General features: G+C 26.0%; 18 protein-coding genes and 1 other RNA gene. 1 reads left to right on the plus strand and 18 read right to left on the minus strand.

Annotated elements, in window-relative coordinates; genetic code table 11:
• Positions 1-33: 33 nt before the first annotated feature.
• From csaB to galU, 18 genes are all read right to left on the minus strand, one after another.
• Complete coding sequence (csaB, locus tag ATCC9714_RS13900) at positions 34-1,107, minus strand: polysaccharide pyruvyl transferase CsaB (RefSeq protein ID WP_057545403.1); 1,074 nt, start codon at positions 1,105-1,107, stop codon at positions 34-36.
• 14 nt (positions 1,108-1,121) lie between these two features.
• On the minus strand, positions 1,122-3,083 hold the full coding sequence (locus tag ATCC9714_RS13905; RefSeq protein ID WP_057545402.1) for a DUF5693 family protein: 1,962 nt from the start codon (positions 3,081-3,083) through the stop codon (positions 1,122-1,124).
• Positions 3,084-3,085: 2 nt separating this feature from the next.
• Entirely contained in the window at positions 3,086-3,829 is a 744-nt protein-coding gene (locus ATCC9714_RS13910; protein ID WP_057545401.1) for a WecB/TagA/CpsF family glycosyltransferase, read from the minus strand.
• Positions 3,830-3,911: 82 nt separating this feature from the next.
• On the minus strand, positions 3,912-4,532 hold the full coding sequence (locus ATCC9714_RS13915) for a sugar transferase (RefSeq protein ID WP_243130354.1): 621 nt from the start codon (positions 4,530-4,532) through the stop codon (positions 3,912-3,914).
• A 205-nt stretch (positions 4,533-4,737) separates the two neighbouring features.
• A complete protein-coding gene (locus tag ATCC9714_RS13920; protein WP_057545400.1) occupies positions 4,738-6,381 on the minus strand; it encodes a family 10 glycosylhydrolase in 1,644 nt (547 codons plus the stop codon).
• A gap of 77 nt (positions 6,382-6,458) precedes the next feature.
• The gene (locus tag ATCC9714_RS13925; RefSeq protein WP_057545399.1) at positions 6,459-8,132 is read right to left on the minus strand and encodes an N-acetylmuramoyl-L-alanine amidase; all 1,674 of its coding nucleotides are present in this window, start codon (positions 8,130-8,132) and stop codon (positions 6,459-6,461) included.
• Between the two features lie 159 nt (positions 8,133-8,291).
• Positions 8,292-9,086, minus strand: coding sequence for a glycosyltransferase family 2 protein (locus ATCC9714_RS13930; RefSeq protein ID WP_057545398.1), 795 nt, complete (start codon positions 9,084-9,086; stop codon positions 8,292-8,294).
• A gap of 19 nt (positions 9,087-9,105) precedes the next feature.
• Entirely contained in the window at positions 9,106-9,870 is a 765-nt protein-coding gene (locus ATCC9714_RS13935; protein WP_206541467.1) for a glycosyltransferase family 2 protein, read from the minus strand.
• Positions 9,871-9,940: 70 nt separating this feature from the next.
• A complete protein-coding gene (locus tag ATCC9714_RS13940) occupies positions 9,941-11,077 on the minus strand; it encodes a glycosyltransferase (protein ID WP_057545397.1) in 1,137 nt (378 codons plus the stop codon).
• A 16-nt stretch (positions 11,078-11,093) separates the two neighbouring features.
• Positions 11,094-12,104, minus strand: a complete 1,011-nt coding sequence (locus tag ATCC9714_RS13945; RefSeq protein ID WP_057545396.1) for a glycosyltransferase — start codon at positions 12,102-12,104, stop codon at positions 11,094-11,096.
• 16 nt (positions 12,105-12,120) lie between these two features.
• The gene (locus tag ATCC9714_RS13950; RefSeq protein ID WP_057545395.1) at positions 12,121-13,395 is read right to left on the minus strand and encodes an O-antigen ligase family protein; all 1,275 of its coding nucleotides are present in this window, start codon (positions 13,393-13,395) and stop codon (positions 12,121-12,123) included.
• Positions 13,396-13,920 carry a hypothetical protein gene (locus tag ATCC9714_RS13955; protein ID WP_057545394.1) on the minus strand — a complete coding sequence of 175 codons (525 nt, stop codon included), beginning with the start codon at positions 13,918-13,920 and terminating at the stop codon, positions 13,396-13,398.
• A 136-nt stretch (positions 13,921-14,056) separates the two neighbouring features.
• Positions 14,057-14,716: a sugar transferase gene (locus ATCC9714_RS13960; RefSeq protein ID WP_021121307.1), complete on the minus strand. Its 660-nt coding sequence runs from the start codon at positions 14,714-14,716 to the stop codon at positions 14,057-14,059.
• A gap of 250 nt (positions 14,717-14,966) precedes the next feature.
• Positions 14,967-15,842 (minus strand): beta-1,6-N-acetylglucosaminyltransferase, encoded by an 876-nt coding sequence (locus ATCC9714_RS13965; protein ID WP_057545393.1) that lies wholly within the window; start codon positions 15,840-15,842, stop codon positions 14,967-14,969.
• A gap of 97 nt (positions 15,843-15,939) precedes the next feature.
• Entirely contained in the window at positions 15,940-17,637 is a 1,698-nt protein-coding gene (locus ATCC9714_RS13970) for a phospho-sugar mutase (RefSeq protein WP_057545392.1), read from the minus strand.
• A 166-nt stretch (positions 17,638-17,803) separates the two neighbouring features.
• Positions 17,804-18,145: RNase P RNA component class A (gene rnpB / locus ATCC9714_RS13975), an RNA gene on the minus strand.
• Between the two features lie 54 nt (positions 18,146-18,199).
• Positions 18,200-19,213 (minus strand): UDP-glucose 4-epimerase GalE, encoded by a 1,014-nt coding sequence (gene galE, locus ATCC9714_RS13980; protein ID WP_054631728.1) that lies wholly within the window; start codon positions 19,211-19,213, stop codon positions 18,200-18,202.
• A gap of 36 nt (positions 19,214-19,249) precedes the next feature.
• A complete protein-coding gene (gene galU / locus ATCC9714_RS13985; protein WP_054631727.1) occupies positions 19,250-20,137 on the minus strand; it encodes a UTP--glucose-1-phosphate uridylyltransferase GalU in 888 nt (295 codons plus the stop codon).
• A gap of 172 nt (positions 20,138-20,309) precedes the next feature.
• On the opposite strand from galU, the gene srtB reads away from it, so the two are divergent.
• Positions 20,310-21,038 carry a class B sortase gene (gene srtB, locus ATCC9714_RS13990; protein WP_021121293.1) on the plus strand — a complete coding sequence of 243 codons (729 nt, stop codon included), beginning with the start codon at positions 20,310-20,312 and terminating at the stop codon, positions 21,036-21,038.
• The last annotated feature ends 120 nt before the right edge of the window (positions 21,039-21,158 follow it).

Genomic DNA, 21,158 nt, shown 5'->3' on the forward strand with positions numbered 1-21,158 from the left:
TTTTCCCTTCTCTTAGTTTATGCGTAAACTGCCTTAATATTTTTTGTTTAAAATATCTATTGCCTTATTAGCTGTGCTTTTAGATAGTTTAATTAATTCACTTGAGTTTTGATTTAATTCTTCTTTTAATGTTTCATAGTTCTCTATCATATTCAAACTTAATTTTAATAGACTTTCTGAAGACCATTTCTCCTCAACCGAGCCTATACATGGCTGTTTAACTAACTTTAAAAAAGATTCAATTTTAGGATCGTAAGATATTCCTATCATTGGAGTATTTACAGTTGCTGCAAATATCAATGCATGCAACCTCATTCCTATCATAAGTTTAGACTCTTTTATATATAAAATCTTATCTTCTATATCTAATTTATGATCTAGTATATTAGCCTCTTGTTTCATCATATCTACAACTTTTTTAGATGTTTTATAATCATGTTCTCCATGCATAGGTACAAATATAACTTTTTTATTAGACTCTACTATCTTATCACATACAATAGCAATTTTCTCTAAAAAGCTTTCATCACACTTATCCCAATCTCTTACACTTACTGTAATATAATCTTTTTCTTGTCTAGTTTTATTTTTATTTAACCTAGTTATATTCAATCCCATTACAGGGTCTGGAACTATAGTTATAGGCTTGTTTACGCCTATTTCATTCAATAATTTTAGTGACTCATTATCTCTAAGAGTGATATATTCAACATTATTTAAAACTTTATTTATTATTTTTTTACTTTTCTCTTTATTTATAGGTCCTACTCCTTGAGCATATATGAAGGTAGGTTTTTTAGCTAATTTAGCTAGTCTAATTATAGTTGTATAGTATAGTATAGGCCTAGAACTTGTTACATCTTGTAATAAGCTCCCACCTCCACTAATTAATCCATCACTTTTTCTTAATTCACTATATATCTTAAATATATTCCATCGATTTATAGCATCTACATTATAGGTTTTTTTTGTGTGCTCAACATCATTAGATAAAACTACTATGTCTATAGTTGGATTAACGTCTCTTAAAGCTATAATTATAGACTTTAATATTGCTTCATCTCCTGCATTGTTAAAACCATAATATCCAGAAATTAATATCCTCATAAATTTTCTCCTTCTTAGATTCTCTTTTTATTATATATAAACTTAATGAGTACATTAAGTAGGAAAATATATAATACCCCTATAATTGCTCCAAAGGCAACTCCATACATAGTTCTTAATAGTGAATATAAAAATGGCGTATGTAAATGGGTAAATGTATTTACAGTAGACATTGTAGCAATAGATCCAAGTATTAATATATATTGAGAAATTTTTTTATTTTTATTATATAAATAGTAAGATATAAATAAAGCAGGATAACCGATTAAAAATTCTTTTGTCCTAGGTCTTACATATAATATCTTTTCCATAAATGCTCGAATTTTCAATTCAAATTCACTAGCATTTCCTCCATTACCGCTTCTACTTACATATATATATATTGCTGCTAATATACATATTCCTATCACTAAGTGATATAATCTCAACTTCTTAAATTTTTTTATAATTTCATACTTTATAGATTTTAATGATTTTAAATTTTTTATTTGTCCCATATTAATACTTAAAACAACCCATATAGTTATTAGCACAGGTGGCAACACATATAAAAACTTTACTCCAGAAAATGATTTCAATTTAAGCATATAGTCTGTTCCATACATTATTGAAGCTATAATCACTCCTGCTGATATTGCTATAAATGAACTCAAGATATATTTAAGTAAAAATGATTTTAACTTTGACTTATATGGAATAACTATAGATGAAAATGCTCCAAATATAGCTATTGAAAAAGTGTATAGTTTTATTAAAATATCGATATCACTTTTTACTACAAATACAGATACTAATGTAACTATTGAAAATAAAGCAATAGATACTTTTAAATTTTTTTCAAATAAACTTAATATAGTAAGAGATAAAAGAGCCCCAAATGCCATACAAATAAAAATTATAGATATATTGTGTTGCTGCATAATAGGTACCGGCTTAGCTATACCAATGCTGTATTTATTTCCTATTTGTTCCTTAGCTTCTTTTATAGAATACATTAAATCATTTATGCTACTTTCCACAGATCCACTATTTTTATAGTTTATAAAATCACCTATGGCTATAAATCTTATATTTCTTTCTTTTATTGCTCTTGATATTCTTGCTGCAAGTTCATTTTTATTTAAATTCAACTCATTTACATTAACTTCATGAGCCCTTGTTATATTTCCTTTATTTAATTCAGAGTAGGTAGTTAACCCTATACTGTTTTGAAACTCTGTAAGGAACACTGTTATTTTTTCATTTTGTAATTCTTCAAAGTAATGTTTTGTATTATTTGGATATCCAAGTAAAGATTGTCCCCTTAATTGAACTTGATCAGTTCCATATACTCTAGCCATATATTTTATTTGATTTAGTAATAGTTTTTGATTTCTTTCATTTTCTACATTTGCAATTCCTAAAACTGCGTTAAATTTGTTTAATTCTATTTCTCTAACTCTTTTTTCATTTATAAAAAATTGATTTGTAAGTATTGGATTTTCTACTTTCTTTCCATTATTATTTATCATCATTTTTTCATCTATGTAGAATATCATTTTATCCTTATTGTTTAAAACTTTATAACTCGATAAGTAAGATTCTATAATATCTAATTCATTTTTCAAAAATTCTTTTTTATCTAAGCTTATAACTATATTATTTTTAGATTTTTCTTTAAATACATCTGTATCTTTGTATCTTTCATTTTTCTTTAAAAAAGTATCTAAATCTAAAATTTGTAGTGATCTATATTTTGAAACCTGATATAAGGACTCATTTTTAACAATTATACTTTTTACACCTTCTTGATTCATTTGTTTATAAAGATTTTTTAACTCACTATCATTCATACTTGAAATAGAACTGTCGCTTATCCCTATTTCATACGTATTGTTTTTACTTTCTTCTTTTACTCTATTTATTAGAATTTTACTTCCTAAAATAAGCGAAATTATAAATACTAATGCAAACACAACTTTTAAGTTTTTTTTCATATTTATTTAGTATCCTTTCTTTTTATACTCGCTTTCTCTTTTAAAACCTCTATTATAAATTTTGGAAGAGCAATAGATCTTTTCCACCTTTTAGGATCGCCTGCTATTCTATATAACCATTCTAAATTCAATTTTATCCATATTTTTGGAGCTCTCTTTACAAATCCACCTAAAACATCAAAGCTTCCTCCAACTCCAATAAAACATCCTTTATCAACTTTATTAATAACCTTATCTATCCATAAATCTTGAGCAGGATATCCTTTTGCAACAAATATATAATCTGGTTTTAAATTTATTATATCATTTGTTATCTTATTATTATCATCATTATCATAGCCATGATTATATCCAATGATATTTAACTTTGGAAATTTGACTTGCAAATTTTTAATCATCATATTTAAAACTTCTTCTCTTGCTCCATAAAAATATACACTATATCCATTATCATTTGCTTTCTCTAATAAATCTACCATCAATTCTATTCCAGGTACTCTCTCTGGAATATATTGATTTAATATCTTTGCTCCTTTTACAACACCTATACCATCCGGCACTATATAATTAGCCTTTTTTATAATATTTTCATAATCCTTATTTTGTTTTGCATACATTGCTATTTCAGCATTAGCAGTTACTATATATGTTTTTTCATTTTTATTAACTCTTTTTAAAATTTCTTCAATTAAATCCTTTTTTTTAAAAGTCATAAATGGTATGTCAAATATTTTTACTGAATTCATTAATCTAAATTCTCCTAACTATTAATTTTAATTGCTTTAAAGAGGCTGTCCTAAAGTAATAGTATTTAAGACAGCCTCTTTATTATATTTCTTTTTTTATATCTGATTTTCTTAAAACTTTAAATATAGTTATAAAAACTATTTTAACATCTAAATTCAAAGATTTATTTTTTAAGTACTCATAGTCTAGTTTAACTTTCTCTTCAGTACCTATAATATCACGACCATTTATTTGAGCTAGTCCTGTAATTCCGGGAAGTATACTGTCTATATTATACTCTTTCCTTAGCAAAATTAACTCTTTTTCATCTAATATAACTGGCCTTGGTCCAACTATACTCATATCTCCTTTGAGTATATTAATTAATTGTGGTAATTCATCTATACTCGTCCTTCTTATAAATTTACCTATCTTCGTAATAAATAGATTTACATCTTCAAATTCATTTGTACTTAAGTTTGGAGCATCCGCTTTCATGCTTCTAAACTTATAAATATAAAATGGTTTACTATCTTTTCCTGCTCTTAACTGTTTAAATATAATAGGTCCTTCTGATTCTAATTTTATAATTATGCTTATTATTAAAAATACAGGAGATAGTATTATTATTCCTAATGTAGATAGAATTATATCTATTGATCTTTTTAATTTATTATAGTTATTAATTTGATTTTCTGCCTTTAACTTGAGTTTATTTTCCACAAATATCCTCCTAATTGTTTATTTAATTTTAAAATACTATTTTTGTCAATTATCTATATATTTTATCATTTTAATTTTATTTTGTACATATTTTTACTTTTTAAGCTGTGTTTACTCACTTTTTGACAAATATTTTAATTATAAAATAAAAATAGTATTTATAAAATCTAAATTTTATAAATACTATTTTTATTTTACTTGTTTTTTATTTAACTCTGTTTAGCATTACAACTACTTCTGCTCTTTTCATAGGATTCTTAGGTGCTAAAGTTCCATCTCCCATTCCATTTATATAACCATATTCAATTGCTCCTTCAACTGAATCTTTTGCCCAATCTGATATGTCATTATAGTCATTAAATCTTTTAGATTTATCATGATTAGCGTCAGCTATACCTTTATAATTAGCCAGCATTTTAGCAGCTTCTTCTCTTGTTATTAGTTTATCTGGAGCAAATATGTCATCTGACATTCCATTTGCCACTCCATTTGTTACAGCTATGTCTATTTCTTTTTTTGCCCAATGATTTATAGTATCAGTAAAAACTTTTCCACTAGTACTTGTTAGTCCAAACACTCTATTAAATATTTTTACAAATTCAGCTCTTGTTATTGGATTTTCAGGCTTGAAAGTATTATCTTCATATCCATTTATATATCCATTGTTGTAAAATTCATTTATATAATTTTCTGCCCAATGTCCTCTTATATCGGTAAAATTAGATTCTTGTTTAAATAATTGTTTTATTTTATCTCTACAACCTTGTTTATTAGATATTATATCTGAAGTAGAGTAAAATACACTTCCATTAATTTGTGGGTACTGTTTATTTAAATTTATTTGTGTATCAATTTCATTTGCTATTTCAGGTTTATATATACCATGTCCTATATATAAATCTACACCTTTACCATCTAATTTATTTGCCCACCAATTGATCAATTTAGAGTAATCCGCTTTATCATGACCTATATTCCAATATATCTGTGGAACTATATAATCTATGTAATTATTATTTATCCAAGTTAAGGTATCTGCGTAATCAGAGTAATAACTTTCTTTTCCATTTGTATCTGATCCCATTGGATCACTATCTTTATTTTTCCATATACCACTTGGACTGACTCCAAATTTAACATTTGGATTAATATTCTTTATAGTTCTTTTTACACCTAATATCATTTCATTTATATGATTTCTTCTATTGTTTGCTACCTTTCCATCCCTACCCTCACCTGCTGGAAGTGGATAGTTTTCTGGATAAAAATAATCATCAAAATGAATTCCATCTATATTATAATTTTTTACAATCTCTCCTACAGTATCATATATATGTTGTTTAACTTGTTGCATTTCAGGATTGTAGTATAATCTACCTTCATTTGCTAAAGTCCAATCTGGATGTTGTTTTGCTGGACTCTTATTACTGAGTTTATTTAAATCTGTACCTGATGTTGTAACTCTATATGGATTTAACCATGCATGTACTTTCATACCTCTTTTATGAGCTTCTTGTATAACAAATTCTAATGGATCATAACCAGGATCCTTTCCTTGAATTCCTGTTAGAACATCAGACCATGGATTTATATCAGATTTATATAAAGCATCTCCTTTTAATCTAACTTGGAACATAATAGTATTTATTCCTGTATCCTTCAAGTTATCTAGTATATTTATCATTTCATTTTTTTGCTTAACAACATTATTTTGTACTTTAGGCCAGTCAGCATTGTATACAGTTGTAATCCAAGCCGCTTTTACATCATTATTTGCGGCATAAACATTAGTATTTATGCCCAATAAAAATAAAGCACATGTTATGATTGTAATTATTGTCTTTTTCATCTAGTCAATCTCCCTAATTTAAAATGAAAATAAAAAAGTTCCCTAATTTATAGGGTACTTTTTTACTTTTATAGCTTTTAATGTTTAGCTCTGCTTAATATTGTAACATTTTCTGCTCTAGTCATATTGTTATGAGGTCTAAATGTATTATCTTCATAACCATTTATTATGTTATTATCACTTAACGCATCCACATATGGCTTTGCCCAATTAGAAATTTCTGAACTATCTTTAAAATTTAGCTTTCCATCCCCATTTAAATTTAGAGCTGTTGCTATTATTTTTGACGCTTCTTCTCTAGTTATTTGTTTATCTGGTTTAAAAGTATTATCTTCATATCCATTTATATATCCAGCATTAACTCCTATGCAGATATCATTGTAATACCAATCTGAAGGATTAACATCAGAAAAATTCTCTTTTCCTACATTTGTATATCCAAATGCCTTATTTAAAATTTTAACAAATTCTGCTCTTGTTATTGAATTATCTGGCTTAAAAGTACCGTCTCCATAACCATTTATGTACCCCTTAGTTGCAAAATCAATAATTGCATTTTTAGCCCAATGACCATCTATATCATTAAAAGTTGTTTTTGAATCTATTTGAATATATTTTCCTGATACATACCCATACGATCCTCTATATTTTATTTTATGCCATCCATCTATAGTTTCCACTATGTCGACTTTATTTCCATTAGATAATGTTCCTATCACAGGATAAGATGTTCCAACACCAGATCTTACATTAAGCCCATCTGTTGTAACTACTCCTGTGTTAATTACTGGTAAATCTTGTCCATCTAACTGTATATTATTTTTTAGATATGTCTCAATTCCCTCTACAATTCCTGTTGCAAGCTTATCTTGATATGATGGATTTATCAATTTTTGGTACTCTTGTAGATTCGATACAAATCCACTTTCAAATAGAGACGATGGCATATTTGATTCTCTAAGTACAGCTAAATTAGAACTTTTGACTCCTCTATTTCTTGCTCCTGTTTGATTAATAGCATTATCTTGTATATCTTTTGCAAGTGGCTCATACATGCCTTTGTTTGGATGGTAATATGTTTCAATTCCATGTGCACTTTCTGCATCAGCAGAGTTTTGGTGTATAGATACAAATACATCAGCTCCGTATTGATTTGCCATATTAGCCCTTTCACCTAACTTTATAAACTCATCTGATTCTCTACTCATTTTTACATCTATATTTTTAGCTTCTAATTTTTTCTTTACTTTCATTGCAACTTCTAAATTTAAATCATCTTCATTTTTACTACCAAGCCCAGGTGCTCCTGAGTCATCTCCTCCGTGTCCTGGATCTATAAACACCTTATAATAATTTCTACTTTTAGGCTCTGCTTTATAAAAACTATAATATCTGGGTGAGCTATCCGGAACATAAATTTCAATTACATGTAACTTATTACCTAATTTTTGACTTATAAATACCGTTCCACTTCCTATAGCCTTTAATTGACCATTTTTATCTATAGATACTACTGAGTTATTTGATAGGTTCCAATCGGGATGTTGTGATAAATCTTTTGTTTCACCGATGTGTAAGGATATTCCATCTTCTACTATTACATCTTTTTGATTATAATTTTGTATAATAGATTTTAACTCACCTTCCGTACTGTTACTTGCATTAGCGATTGTAACACTAGATAAAAGAGTCATAGTACATATTACATTTAATATAAGCATTTTTTTTATTAATTTTTTCCTTTTTCTCATTAATCCGCCTCCCAATTCTAAATTTTTACATTTTCTAAAATATTTTCTATATATTATATTACCATATATCGTATATTGTAATAAATAAATTATTTTAAATCTTATGTTTAAATAAAAAATAACGATAATATTAGATATATCTAATATTATCGTTATTTTTTATTTAAACTTTATAAATTCATTTATAGATTTAAAATATACACGCCAAAAACTATCTATTTGTCTGCTTTTCTTTAATCCAAAAGCTATAAAAAGTGGAAATCCAGATACAAATCCAAATAATCTCCTAAATAAAGGCCCTTTTGCCATAAAAGATTTTTCATCTAGGTAATTACAGTCTTTATTTGGATGATATGCTATTACTTCTGGGAAAAAACACATTTTCTTATATCCTAAGTTATATAGATCCATTAAGTAAATATTCTCCTCTCCTGAATTATAAGTTCCTCCTACCCCAAATCTTTCATCAAATCCAATCTTATAATCGGAAACATTTTTAATATTTACATAAACATCAAAAGATGATTGCCTTAATACATTTGATTTTGAGAAATTTAATATTTCTTTTTCTGGGTACTTTTTAGGAAACTCTTTTTTATCCGGATCATAATGTTTAAAACAAGCTATATCTGGATCATACTCTTCAATATACTTTTTGACTGTTTCAAATGCTTTTTCATCATACCAACCATCATCATCAGCTAATGTCATTATATCCCCTGTTATATGCGGTATTCCCCTATTTCTTGCCTTTGAAATTCCCTTTTCATTCATAGTTATATGCTTATAGTCAAATTTATAGTTCTTTAAGGTTTCATCTATAAACTTATGATTTCCTTGAGATACAATTATCAATTCAAAGTTTTTGTATGTTTGTTTTTTTAAGCTATCAAGCAAGTTTTTTATCTCATTTTCTCTCGTTCCTAGAGTTGGTAGTAAAAGACTAAATTTCATATTTTAAATTCCCTTCATATTATTTCATAAAATGTTTTTTTAAATTTATAAATGCATATATATTAAAATAAAAGATAGATTTTATTAACGATGTTTTTTCTACATTTCTTATTATATTCCATGTCCACTTTGCCGATTTAACCTTATTTCCTGATAATGAATTTTCTCTTTTTCTATATAATGCTAATGATTCATTAATTCCATATGCTTTATAACCTTGTCTTAATATTTTAAGCCAAGTTGCATAATCTTCATGATTTATACATTCCATAGATAAATTTTTTATAACAGAAATATCTATCATTACAGTTAAGCATCCAATTATATTATACTTAAGTAATTCATTATAGCTAACTATTTTCTTGCATTTTATTGTTTTTCCAAGTTCTTGACCTTCTTCATTTATCATGTCATATCCAGTATATGAAAAAACTATGTTATTCTCTTTCATAAATTTAATTTGCGTTTCTAATTTTTCTTTTTTCCACAAATCATCACTATCTATAAAAGCCAAGTACTTTCCATTAGCTGCCTTTATACCTATGTTCCTTGCTTTAGCTGCCCCACCATTTACTTTTAAATCTATGCACTTTATCCTAGGGTCGTCTTTCATTAATCTATTAATTATTCGCATTGAATTATCTTTAGAACAATCGTTTACTAATATAAGTTCAAAGTTTGTATAAGTTTGATTAAGAACGCTTAAAATAGTCTCTTCTAAAAATTTTTCAGCATTATATACAGGCGTTACGATAGATATTAAACTATCCATTTGGTTGTTCATTTTCTTCCTCCTAATGTTATAATTCATATAAATCAAAAAGTGTAGTACAGTGCCTACACTTTTTGGTATTTTATAAATTATCTAGCATATGCTCTATTTTATTTATTATTTCATGTTTATCAAATTCGCTTTTTTTGCACTTAAGCTTATCTATATATTGATTTCTTAAATTTTCGTTTAAAATCATTTCCTTTATTCCATCATATAAACTATCAATGTTGTTTTCAGTAAGCATTCCATATTCGCCAAAATGAAGCATTTCATTAGGACCTGTAACCCCAGTAGATACTATAGGTTTATTCAAAGTCATAGCTTCAGCTATTACTAAAGGTAACCCTTCATACTCAGAGCTCATAGTATATATGTCGGCCATATTTATCCATTTATATGGATTATCGGTAAACCCAATAAGCTTAAAAGTATCAGCTACCTCCAGTTCATTTATCAATGCATCTAGTTGTTTTTTTTCTTGACCTTCTCCTAGAATTACAAACTCATGTTTTATTCCCTCATCTAATAACCTTTTATGTATCTTAACTAGTCTATCTATTCTTTTAGACTTTATTAATCTTCCGATAGCTATTAATGTAATAGCTTTTTTATTATAATTTATTTGTTCTTTAGCTCTTAATTTAATTTGTTCTTCATCTATTGGGTTATATATTACATCTAATATATCATTTTTAGCTTCAAATATTGGAAAAACTTTCAAAAATCCTTTTTTAGCTTCTTCTGACACAAATAATATCTTATCCATTTTACTATAAGACTCTTCAAGTTTTTCTTTTGATATTATACTTTCATATTTACTTAAATCAGTATGAATCCAAGATATTTTTTTATCACAATCTCTATTGGCAACAATAATAGCTCCTAATCCTTCTAAAAAAGATATTTCTATATCATATTTTCTATTTTTAATCTTTTTATTTATAATATTTGGTTTTATTTCTATCATTTTCATATATATTCTTCGATATAACTTATATATATTTTGAGAAAGTTTACTCTCAATACTGTCAGTTCCTTTGAATATGTGAAATTTTTCTACATTAGGATTTATCTTATTTTTGTATACTCCTTCGTCACTAATAGTTAATAAATCTATTTTATATTTATCATAATTTATATTATCTAGTAAATTTAATAAAACTTTTTCAGCTCCTCCGCCTCCAAGTGTCTGAATAACAAATAATATTCTTTTCATATAGCACCCCTATGTCTTATTTTTTTAACATATTAAATAGAGTTTTAAATTGACTTATCATTCCTATTTTATAAAATGTTAACTGAATCTTTGTGACTATCTTACCAGTTTTATTTTTATCAATCCACAATTGGCTAAGGTATTTATTATTCTTCCAATCTTTAAAATTAGTATTTAAATAATTTTTAACTTTATTTGATACGTTATTATAATCCTCATTGTCAAGAGATTTAATTTGTATTAAGTATGAAGTTATATGTTTTATAAAATAAAATTCTATAACTTCTTTATATAAGTTGTATTTATTTTTATTTTTAAGATATAAAATTATTGAGTCGAATATATTAAATATATCATATATTTTATCTTTTTTTATTATGTTACTTGATGATGTTGATCTTCTATATAGATAACAATATAACTTTTGATCAACAAATGATATTCTTTCGCTGGACAATAATACTTTAGTTATTGCCTCTAAATCTTCAAACCAATACTTAGTAAAATATACATCATTTTTTATAAACAACTCTTTTTTATAAATTTTATTCCAAGGAGCAGGATTTATTTTTATTAATTGATCTAAATCTTCACTAGTTTTTATATTTGGCTTTAAGTATATATTTTCGGTGTCTAATAGATTATAATTTTCATCTACATTTTTAAATTGACATATAGCTATATCAGAGTTTTTATCTTTAGCATTTTTATATAAAACTTCAAACATATTTGTTTCAATATAATCATCAGAATCTACAAATCCTAAGTATTCTCCTTTAGCTATTTTAATACCGCTATTTCTAGCTTCTCCGACACCTTCATTTTCCTTGTCTATGACAACTATTTTATTTGGATATTTTTCTTTATATTTTTTAATAATATCTATAGATCCATCTGTACTCCCATCATTCACAACAATTATTTCTATCTCATTTAGTGTTTGATTTACTAATGTATCCATACATTTATTTAAGTACGGTTTCACGTTATATACAGGTACTATAATACTAATTTTTATATTTTTCAATCTATTATCCCTCACTTTATATTTCATTAGGTTTGTCTATAATTATATATATATATGCCATTATTAACATAAAAAAAATTGATCCAAAATAAGTTACATTTGTAAATATTATTCCCATTTCAAACATTTGGGTTATAAGTAATCCTACTATAATTATAATCATAGTTTTTAATAGTTTTGATTTAGAAATATCTAATTTTTTTATACTTATATGTACATAGATAAAAGTCTTAACTATATATATACTAAATATAGTTAATAACCCTATTCCTCCTCTTAGGGCAAGATTTACATATGCATTATGTGTTTGTGACAATCCTATATAATAAGGATCCATAATATTATCAATATTTCCAACGCCAAATATAATGTTATTATCTTTTATTAAATCTAACACACCTATCCATTTTTCGACTCTTCCTCTAGATCCTCCTGAAAACTTTTCCATTAGAGGTATATTACTTATATCTATTTTAGTTAATAAAACTACCATTAATATAATCACTCCAACTGATAAACATATAACAAGTTTTTTATTTTTTTCTAAGATGTATATAACTTTTTTTAATATATTATTAATAAATATTAAATATAATCCTATAACTAATACAGTTGATATTAATGCTGTTCTGGAACCCGAAAGTATAATAGCTACCATTAATATTAATATATTTATAATGTTTACATGTTTTTTTCCTCTTTTTATATTTATAAGTAACATATTACTATACAATCCGATACTTAAGTACATAGCAAATGTATTTGGATTTGCGAATAATGAAGTTATCATGCCTCCTGTATAATCATAATAAAATCCACTTAGTTCTACTTTACCTATCTTTAATGTTCCCACAATATAAAATATGACTTGAACTAAAAGTAATATCATACATGTTATATTGTTTATATTTAAATATATACTTAATTTACTATATTCATAGTCATAATACATACTATCAAAAAGCATAATATAGTAAACTATTCCAATACCTATAATACATATTGTTATTGCACTGTTCAATGGATAAAAAGCAAATATAGACGCTATTAATCCAAATAAAACCATTCCATATAAATATATATTACACTTTAAATTAGGCATATTTATTGACTTTATTTTAAATAAAACCTTATATATCCATATCATCAAAATAATTATTTCAAAGCCTAATAATACCTTTGGGTTAAATATAGGTCCTATAGAGAATTGCATAAAATATATAGGTATAATTGCATAAAATATATACATTAAATAATCTAATATGTTATTTGATACTATAAATTTTTTCATCTAATTAACCTCTTTTTGATTATATTTTATTAAAAAACTCAAAATAATAACAGTTAATACTATTAATATAGATATTATGAAATTCTGCATTATTTTAGGAGTTTGTATGATTTGATTATTTATTAACCTTATACTAATATCTTCATCTTTATATTTTCTTTGAATCATTTTACATTGTTCTTTTAACTTAAAGTTATTATTTTTTGAATTTGATCCTTTTGTATATAAGCTAACTATATTAGTGTAGTTTTCATATGTAGCATTTATTCCCAAAGATTTATGTTTTGAAGTTTGATTAATTGTATTTTTTATATTTTCAGCAAATTCCCATTCTAAAACTTTTTTATTTTCATCGGTTACATGTTTTCCAGAATAATTTACATCTATACTAATCATATTCATATATTGAGTTGGTATAATCAATGAATATATAGATACTAACACTATTATAAATATAGCAACCAACATATTTTTCTTCCAATCTTGTTTTATATATTCACTGATACTGTTTAATTGTATCTTCATAGTATACTCCTCTCTAAAGTATTTTGTTTTAATAAAGTCAACTATTTAATCCATTCCTAAATTTTTTCATTAATACAATATTAACTTCAACTAATTAAATTAGTTGAAGTTAATTTGCATCATAAACATTAAAATTTTATCTTGCACCTTCTCCTGTAAATACGACACCTATTGTCTTAAATATTATACTAATATCTAAAAATATATTTCTATTTTTTATATATATTATATCCCATTTTAACTTTTCTTCAGGACTTATATCATAGCCTCCATTAACTTGAGCTAACCCAGTCAATCCAGGCTTTATAACTAATCTATCTATGAAACCTGGTATTTCCTTATTAAACTTATATGTTAATTCTGGTCTTTCTGGTCGTGGACCAATTAAGCTCATATCCCCTTTAAGTATATTAAATAATTGAGGTATTTCATCTATTCTAGTTTTTCTAATAAATTTACCTATTTTAGTTATTCTAGGGTCATCCTTTTGTGCCCACTGTACCCCTCCATATTTTTCTGCATCAACTTTCATAGACCTTAATTTATATACAAAAAAACTTTTTTCATCTTTTCCAAGTCTTTGTTGACTATAAAAAACAGGTCCATTATCTTCTATTTTGATTATAATTGCAATAACTAATATTATAGGTATAGCTACTATTAATCCTAATAAAGAAGATATTATATCTAATATTCTTTTTAATATTTCATATAAATACTTTTTATTATTAATTTTATCTTTATTAATTTCTACATTATTATTGCTTTTTATCTCTGTATCTAAAGATGTTTGCATATATTTACCTCCTTGAATAAAATTCTATCCTTATTATTATAATTAAGATTAACTATATTATCAAGGGTTTAGACAACTTCCAACATTGCATCAAATACAATAGCATATTATTATAATATGCTATATATCTGTAAATACTATATATAAAATTTAGCATTTTAAATTTAAATTTTTAGCTTAAATTTTTTAATTTTAATATGCCTTTTTAATTTATAATATTATTATATTAAAATTTAACTTGAGACTTTTATTATAATTCATATATTTTAAAGGTTTCCCTATATTTATCTATATTTAAATCATCATCGAATTTTCTACCAATAATACATTGTGATTTTTTAATTTTATCAAAATCTTTTTCGTTTAAAATTTTTGGGAATTCTGGACCAGTTTCCCAATCTATATATCTTAATGCCATTTTATTATCATCGTCTTCTATTTCATAATTATATATTTTTTCTTTATATTTAGAATTCATAATTATTGTTTGAAAAAAAACTTCATCTCCATAAATAGAATTTTTAAAAGCTTTTAAGTAATTCTTGTTTTCATCTATATATTTAAGTACATATGAACAAGCTTCACCTGTTAATCCAAACCAATTGCATCCTTTGTATAATTTTGGTAATTCTTTAAAGTATTCATTTTTTTTATTTAAATTAAACTTTTCTCTTATTAAAATGTATAATTTATCTAATTTTGTTTTATCTTTTTTATAATATATATGAGGATACTTATATTTCACTCTATCATCAACCAATATTTGATCAAAGTCCTTTTCTATTCCAATAAACTCTTTGCCTTTTCTATTCTTTAAAAATTCTTTAATATTTTTATCACTCTTTAACGGTAAACAATCACCTGATACTAAAAATACATAATCATATTTTTTTTTATCTACTAATTTTAAAGTATTTATTGTAGATTTTATCTGACTTACACCTGCCCATGTAACATTAACTCTATCATCTACAAATGTTACCTTTGATTTGTATTCTTTAAAATCATCTATATTTGCTTTTTTATCAACATGAATATAAATATCATTTTTATTATAAAAAACCCTAATAAATTCTCTTAATATTTTTGAATTTTTATGACATTGCACACAATAAGCTACTTTCACTTTATAATCACCTTTGCCCTTTAAATTTAAAGTATTTATTCTATAATAAAAATGATTCTTATAAAAATATAAGAATCATTTTTATATTTTTGTTTCTTTATATCAATTTATTTATTTTTTCTACTAGTATATCTTTTATACTTTTACATTTATCTCCTACATTTTTATTAGATGTTCCATAAGTTCCAATATAAAACTTCAATTTTGGTTCAGTTCCAGATGGTCTAGCTGCAACCCAAGATCCATCTTCTAATATAAACTTAAGGACATTAGATTTAGGTAATCCATCTATTCCTTCGTTATAATCCTTAGTTTCTATAACTTTTAAACATCCTATTTGCTCAAGTCCATTATTTCTAAAATACTCCATTATTTCTTTTATCTTTTCAAGTCCAGATATACCACTTAAAGTAAGAGATATCATATCTTCTTTAAAGTATCCTACCTTATCATAAAGTTCTATAAGTCCTTCATATAAACTCATACCTTTATCATAATAATATGCTGCCATGTCTGAAATTAACATAGATGCTACAACACCATCTTTATCTCTTGCATGAGTCCCTACTAAATAACCATAACTCTCTTCGTATCCAATTATGAATGCTTTTTCATTTGTTTTTTCAAAAGCCTTTATTTTATCTCCTATAAATTTAAATCCAGTTAAAACATTTAAACAATCTACTCCATAGCTTTCCGCTACCTTAGCTCCAAATTCAGAAGTAACTATAGTTTTTATTATAGTAGCATTTTTAGGTAGTTCATTTTTATTTTTTAGGTTGCTTAGAACATAATTAACTAATAAAGCTCCAATTTGATTACCTGTTAGTAACTCATACTCTCCATGTTTAGTTTTTACCGCTAAACCAACTCTATCACAATCTGGATCTGTAGCTATAACTAAATCCGCACCTTCTTTTTTAGCTAAATCAATACCTCTAACTAAAGCTTTTTTGTCTTCTGGATTTGGGTAGTTTATTCCCGCAAAATTAGGGTCTGGATTCTCCTCTTCCTTGACTACTAATACATTCTCAAATCCAACTTCACTTAAAACTCTTTGTATCGGAACATTTCCAGTCCCACAAAGAGGTGTATATACTATTTTAAATTTTTTACCGATTTTACTAACTATATCTTTCCCTATAAATTGTTTTTTTACAGCTTCTATAAACTCTGTATCTTGATCATTTCCTAACATAGTTATTAAGTTCTTTTGATTTTCTTTTATAGTTGGTATTTTACTATAGTCTTCTATTTTATTAACTTCTTCAGTTATTTTTTGTGCTATATCTGGCATTACTTGAGCTCCATCTTCCCAATATACCTTATATCCGTTATATTCAGGTGGGTTATGACTAGCAGTTATTACAACTCCAGCTATACAATTTAAACTTCTAACTGCAAATGAAAGCTCCGGAGTTGTTCTTAATCCATCAAATATATATGCTTTTATACCACATGCAGCTAAAGTATTTGCTGTCTGTAAGCAAAATTCCCTAGATTTATATCTACTATCATGAGCTATAACAACTCCTCTTTCTTTCCCTTCTTCTCCAACATTATTGATTATATAGTTAGCAAGGCCAAAAGTAGCCCTCGCTACAGTATAGTCATTTATTCTATTAGTCCCCGCACCTATTATACCCCTTAATCCAGCTGTCCCAAATTCTAAGTTTTTGTAGAACCTTTCTTTTATTTCATCCTCATTATCTTTTATAGATATAAGTTCATTTCTTGTATTTTCATCAAAGTATAAATTTGTAGTCCACTCATTATATAATTCTTTATATTTCATACTTAATTAATCTCCTTTTATAATCTCTTTATCCCTTACTTTATATTTCTTAATTATTTTACTATATATTGCTAATATTTTCTACAATATATATTTACTTGTATCCTTTTTGAAATATTTATACATAAAAAAACACTAGAAATAATCTAGTGTTTTGCTTTTAAATAAGTTGAGCAAATCTATAAGCGGAGTTCTGTATTAGATAATCATCTTTCTAGACTTATTGTCACCAATAAGTTCAAGCGGCCTACCAACCGGAGAGTACGAGCAATACTCTTTTAACCCTAACTTGGCCTTGCTCCAGGTGGGGTTTACACAGCCAACTAGTCACCTAATTGCTGGTGAGCTCTTACCTCACCTTTTCATCCTTACCACATAAAAGTGGCGGTTATTTTCTGTTGCACTTTCCTTAAGATCACTCTCACTAGGCGTTACCTAGCACCCTGCTCTATGGAGCTCCGACTTTCCTCGTGTAACGAATGTCACCCGCGATTATCTGATCTACTCAATATTTGTTTTTCTAGTGTAGATATATTATCACATTATATTTATAATGTCAATTTTATTTTTCATATCCGTTTGGATTTGAACTTTGCCATCTCCAAGAATCTTCACACATTTCATCTAATTTGTATTTAGCTTCCCATCCTAATTCAATTTTTGCTTTAGCTGGATTTGCATAACACATAGCTATATCCCCTGGTCTTCTACCTACTATTTTATATGGTATTTCTTTATTACTCGCCTTGCTAAAAGCTTTTACCATTTCTAAAACGCTATATCCATTTCCTGTACCTAAGTTATATGTTACTAAACCTGGCATATCATCTAGTTTATCCAGTGCTTTTGCATGTCCTTTAGCTAAATCTACGACATGTATATAATCTCTTACGCCAGTTCCATCTGGAGTATCATAATCATTTCCAAATATACTTAATTCTTTTAACTGCCCAATTGCAACCTTTGTTATATAAGGCATTAGATTATTTGGAATTCCATTTGGTTCCTCACCAATTCTTCCACTCTTATGAGCCCCAACTGGATTAAAGTATCTTAGTATTGCAACATTTAAAGATTTATCTGCTTTACATATATCCCTTAACATATCTTCTATCATAAGCTTTGTTCTTCCATAAGGATTTGTAGCTGATAAAGGAAAATCTTCTAAAATTGGACAAGTTTCTGGATCTCCATATACTGTCGCAGATGAACTAAATACAAAGTTTTTAACATTATATTTTCTCATAGTTTCAAGTAATACTAATGTATTTATTAGATTATTTGAATAGTACTCAAGTGGCTTTTCTACTGATTCTCCAACTGCCTTAGATGCTGCAAAATGTATTACTGAATCTATATTATTTTCTTTAAATACAATTTCTAATTTTTCTCTATCTTGCACATCTAATTGATAAAACTTTGGTCTAACTCCTGTTAGCTCTTCAATTCTATCAAGAACTATTATATTGCTATTTGATAAGTTATCAACTATAACTACATCTCTACCTGCTTCTATAAGTTCTATAGCAGTGTGACTACCTATATATCCAACTCCACCAGTTACTAAAACTGACATAAAATCGCCTCTTTCCATTTTTTATTTTAATATAAATTATTTATCTATTTTACCACTTTCAACTATACTTTGCATATAATCTATTAGTCCATCTTTTAAATTATCTCTTTTTAATGCAAAATCTATAGTAGCTTCTAAAAATCCTAATTTATCACCTACGTCATATCTTCTACCTTCAAAGTTGTATGCATATATAGCCTCATGTTGTGCTAAAGTTTTAAGAGCATCTGTAAGTTGTATTTCTCCACCTTTTCCAGGTTCTTGTTTTTCTAAAATTTCAAATATAGCAGGAGTTATTATATATCTTCCTAATATTGCTATATTTGATGGAGCTTCCTCTATACTTGGTTTTTCAACCATATCTTTAACTTTATAAACTCTATCTTCTATATATTTGCAATCTAAAATTCCATATTTATCAGTATTTTCTTTTTCTACCTCTTGCACTCCTAATATACTTGTTTTATATTCATCATAAGCATTTATTAATTGCTTTAAACATGGAGTTTCTGAATCAACTATGTCATCCCCTAAAAGTACTGCAAATGGCTCATCTCCTATAAAACTTTTAGCACAATGAATTGCATGCCCTAATCCTTTAGGTTCCTTTTGTCTTATATAATGTATATTTACCATATTAGATATTTCTTGAACCATTTCTAACATTTCCTTTTTACCTTTATGCTCTAATTCAAGTTCTAATTCCACAGATTTATCAAAGTGATCTTCTATAGATTTTTTATTTCTACCTGTTATTATAAGAATTTCTTCTATTCCTGAATTTATAGCTTCCTCTATTATATATTGTAGTGTCGGTTTATCCACTATAGGAAGCATCTCTTTTGGTTGTGATTTCGTTGCTGGTAAAAATCTAGTACCTAAACCAGCTGCTGGTATGATAGCCTTCTTTACAGTCGTTTTCATCTTAATACCTCTTTCCTATATATTGGTATATTTTTTAACTATAGTATTTTACACTATTTTATAAATTTTGTCTGTCATTTTTTGTCGAATATAAATCATATCTATCTATATATAGTATATTCCATATTTAATAAGATTTATATAAAATATATTATATAGGAGGTTTTTTATTTTGAAAAAAATTTTTAAAGTTTTTATAAATTTAATCTTAGTATTAATTCTTATTTACAGTAGTTTTAGTATATACACAAAATTTTCATCCTATAAAAAAGCTAGTGAAACATATGATAAAGTTAAATCTGAATACGAAAATTATAAATTAGAATCCAAAGATAATAATAATCAATTAATTACATCTAAATCGTTATCTGAGCTAAATTCTAATTTTAAATTTTGGATAAAAGTAGATAAAACTAATATAGATTATCCAGTTGTACAAACAACTAACAATGATCATTACTTAAAATATGATTTTTATAACAAACCTAGCGATTCTGGATGTATATTTATGGACTACAGAGATAATGCAAAATCTAAAAATATAATTTTATATGGGCATAATATGAGAAATAAAACAATGTTTAATAACTTATTAAAATTTAAAGATAAAGATTTTTTTGATAAAAATAACAAAATTAGAGTTTTTAAAGATAATAAGGAATATATTTATGAAGTATTTTCTGTTTATACTACAGATTCTAAGTATGATTATTTAATAACTAATTTTAATAATCTAAATGAATTTAAAAATTATATAAATAATATAAAAAATAAATCTTTATTTAAATCTAATATTAAAGTTAATTCAAATGATAAAATTATAACTTTATCTACTTGTAGTTATGAATTTGATGATGCAAGAACTGTTGTGCACGCAAAGCTTTTAAACAATAAAAAATAGGATACATTAGTATCCTATTTTTTATAAATTAAAAAAGACTACGCGGCTACGTCCTACTCTCCCAGGCAGCTTCCCACCAAGTACCATCGGCGCTAAAGAGCTTAACTTCTGTGTTCGGAA

This window comes from Paraclostridium sordellii, from assembly GCF_000953675.1.
Lineage (GTDB): Bacteria > Bacillota > Clostridia > Peptostreptococcales > Peptostreptococcaceae > Paraclostridium > Paraclostridium sordellii.

Bases quoted from the DNA above. Each gene is read 5' to 3' on its own strand.
- ATCC9714_RS13910 (WP_057545401.1), bottom strand. From the start codon at position 3,829: ATGAATTCAGTAAAAATATTTGACATACCATTTATGACTTTTAAAAAA.
- ATCC9714_RS13935 (WP_206541467.1), bottom strand. From the start codon at position 9,870: ATGAACAACCAAATGGATAGTTTAATATCTATCGTAACGCCTGTATAT.
- ATCC9714_RS13950 (WP_057545395.1), bottom strand. From the start codon at position 13,395: ATGAAAAAATTTATAGTATCAAATAACATATTAGATTATTTAATGTAT.
- ATCC9714_RS13925 (WP_057545399.1), bottom strand. From the start codon at position 8,132: ATGAGAAAAAGGAAAAAATTAATAAAAAAAATGCTTATATTAAATGTA.
- ATCC9714_RS13955 (WP_057545394.1), bottom strand. From the start codon at position 13,920: ATGAAGATACAATTAAACAGTATCAGTGAATATATAAAACAAGATTGG.
- galE (WP_054631728.1), bottom strand. From the start codon at position 19,213: ATGTCAGTTTTAGTAACTGGTGGAGTTGGATATATAGGTAGTCACACT.
- csaB (WP_057545403.1), bottom strand. From the start codon at position 1,107: ATGAGGATATTAATTTCTGGATATTATGGTTTTAACAATGCAGGAGAT.
- ATCC9714_RS13940 (WP_057545397.1), bottom strand. From the start codon at position 11,077: ATGAAAAGAATATTATTTGTTATTCAGACACTTGGAGGCGGAGGAGCT.
- ATCC9714_RS13960 (WP_021121307.1), bottom strand. From the start codon at position 14,716: ATGCAAACATCTTTAGATACAGAGATAAAAAGCAATAATAATGTAGAA.
- ATCC9714_RS13920 (WP_057545400.1), bottom strand. From the start codon at position 6,381: ATGAAAAAGACAATAATTACAATCATAACATGTGCTTTATTTTTATTG.
- ATCC9714_RS13930 (WP_057545398.1), bottom strand. From the start codon at position 9,086: ATGAAATTTAGTCTTTTACTACCAACTCTAGGAACGAGAGAAAATGAG.
- ATCC9714_RS13905 (WP_057545402.1), bottom strand. From the start codon at position 3,083: ATGAAAAAAAACTTAAAAGTTGTGTTTGCATTAGTATTTATAATTTCG.
- ATCC9714_RS13970 (WP_057545392.1), bottom strand. From the start codon at position 17,637: ATGAAATATAAAGAATTATATAATGAGTGGACTACAAATTTATACTTT.
- galU (WP_054631727.1), bottom strand. From the start codon at position 20,137: ATGAAAACGACTGTAAAGAAGGCTATCATACCAGCAGCTGGTTTAGGT.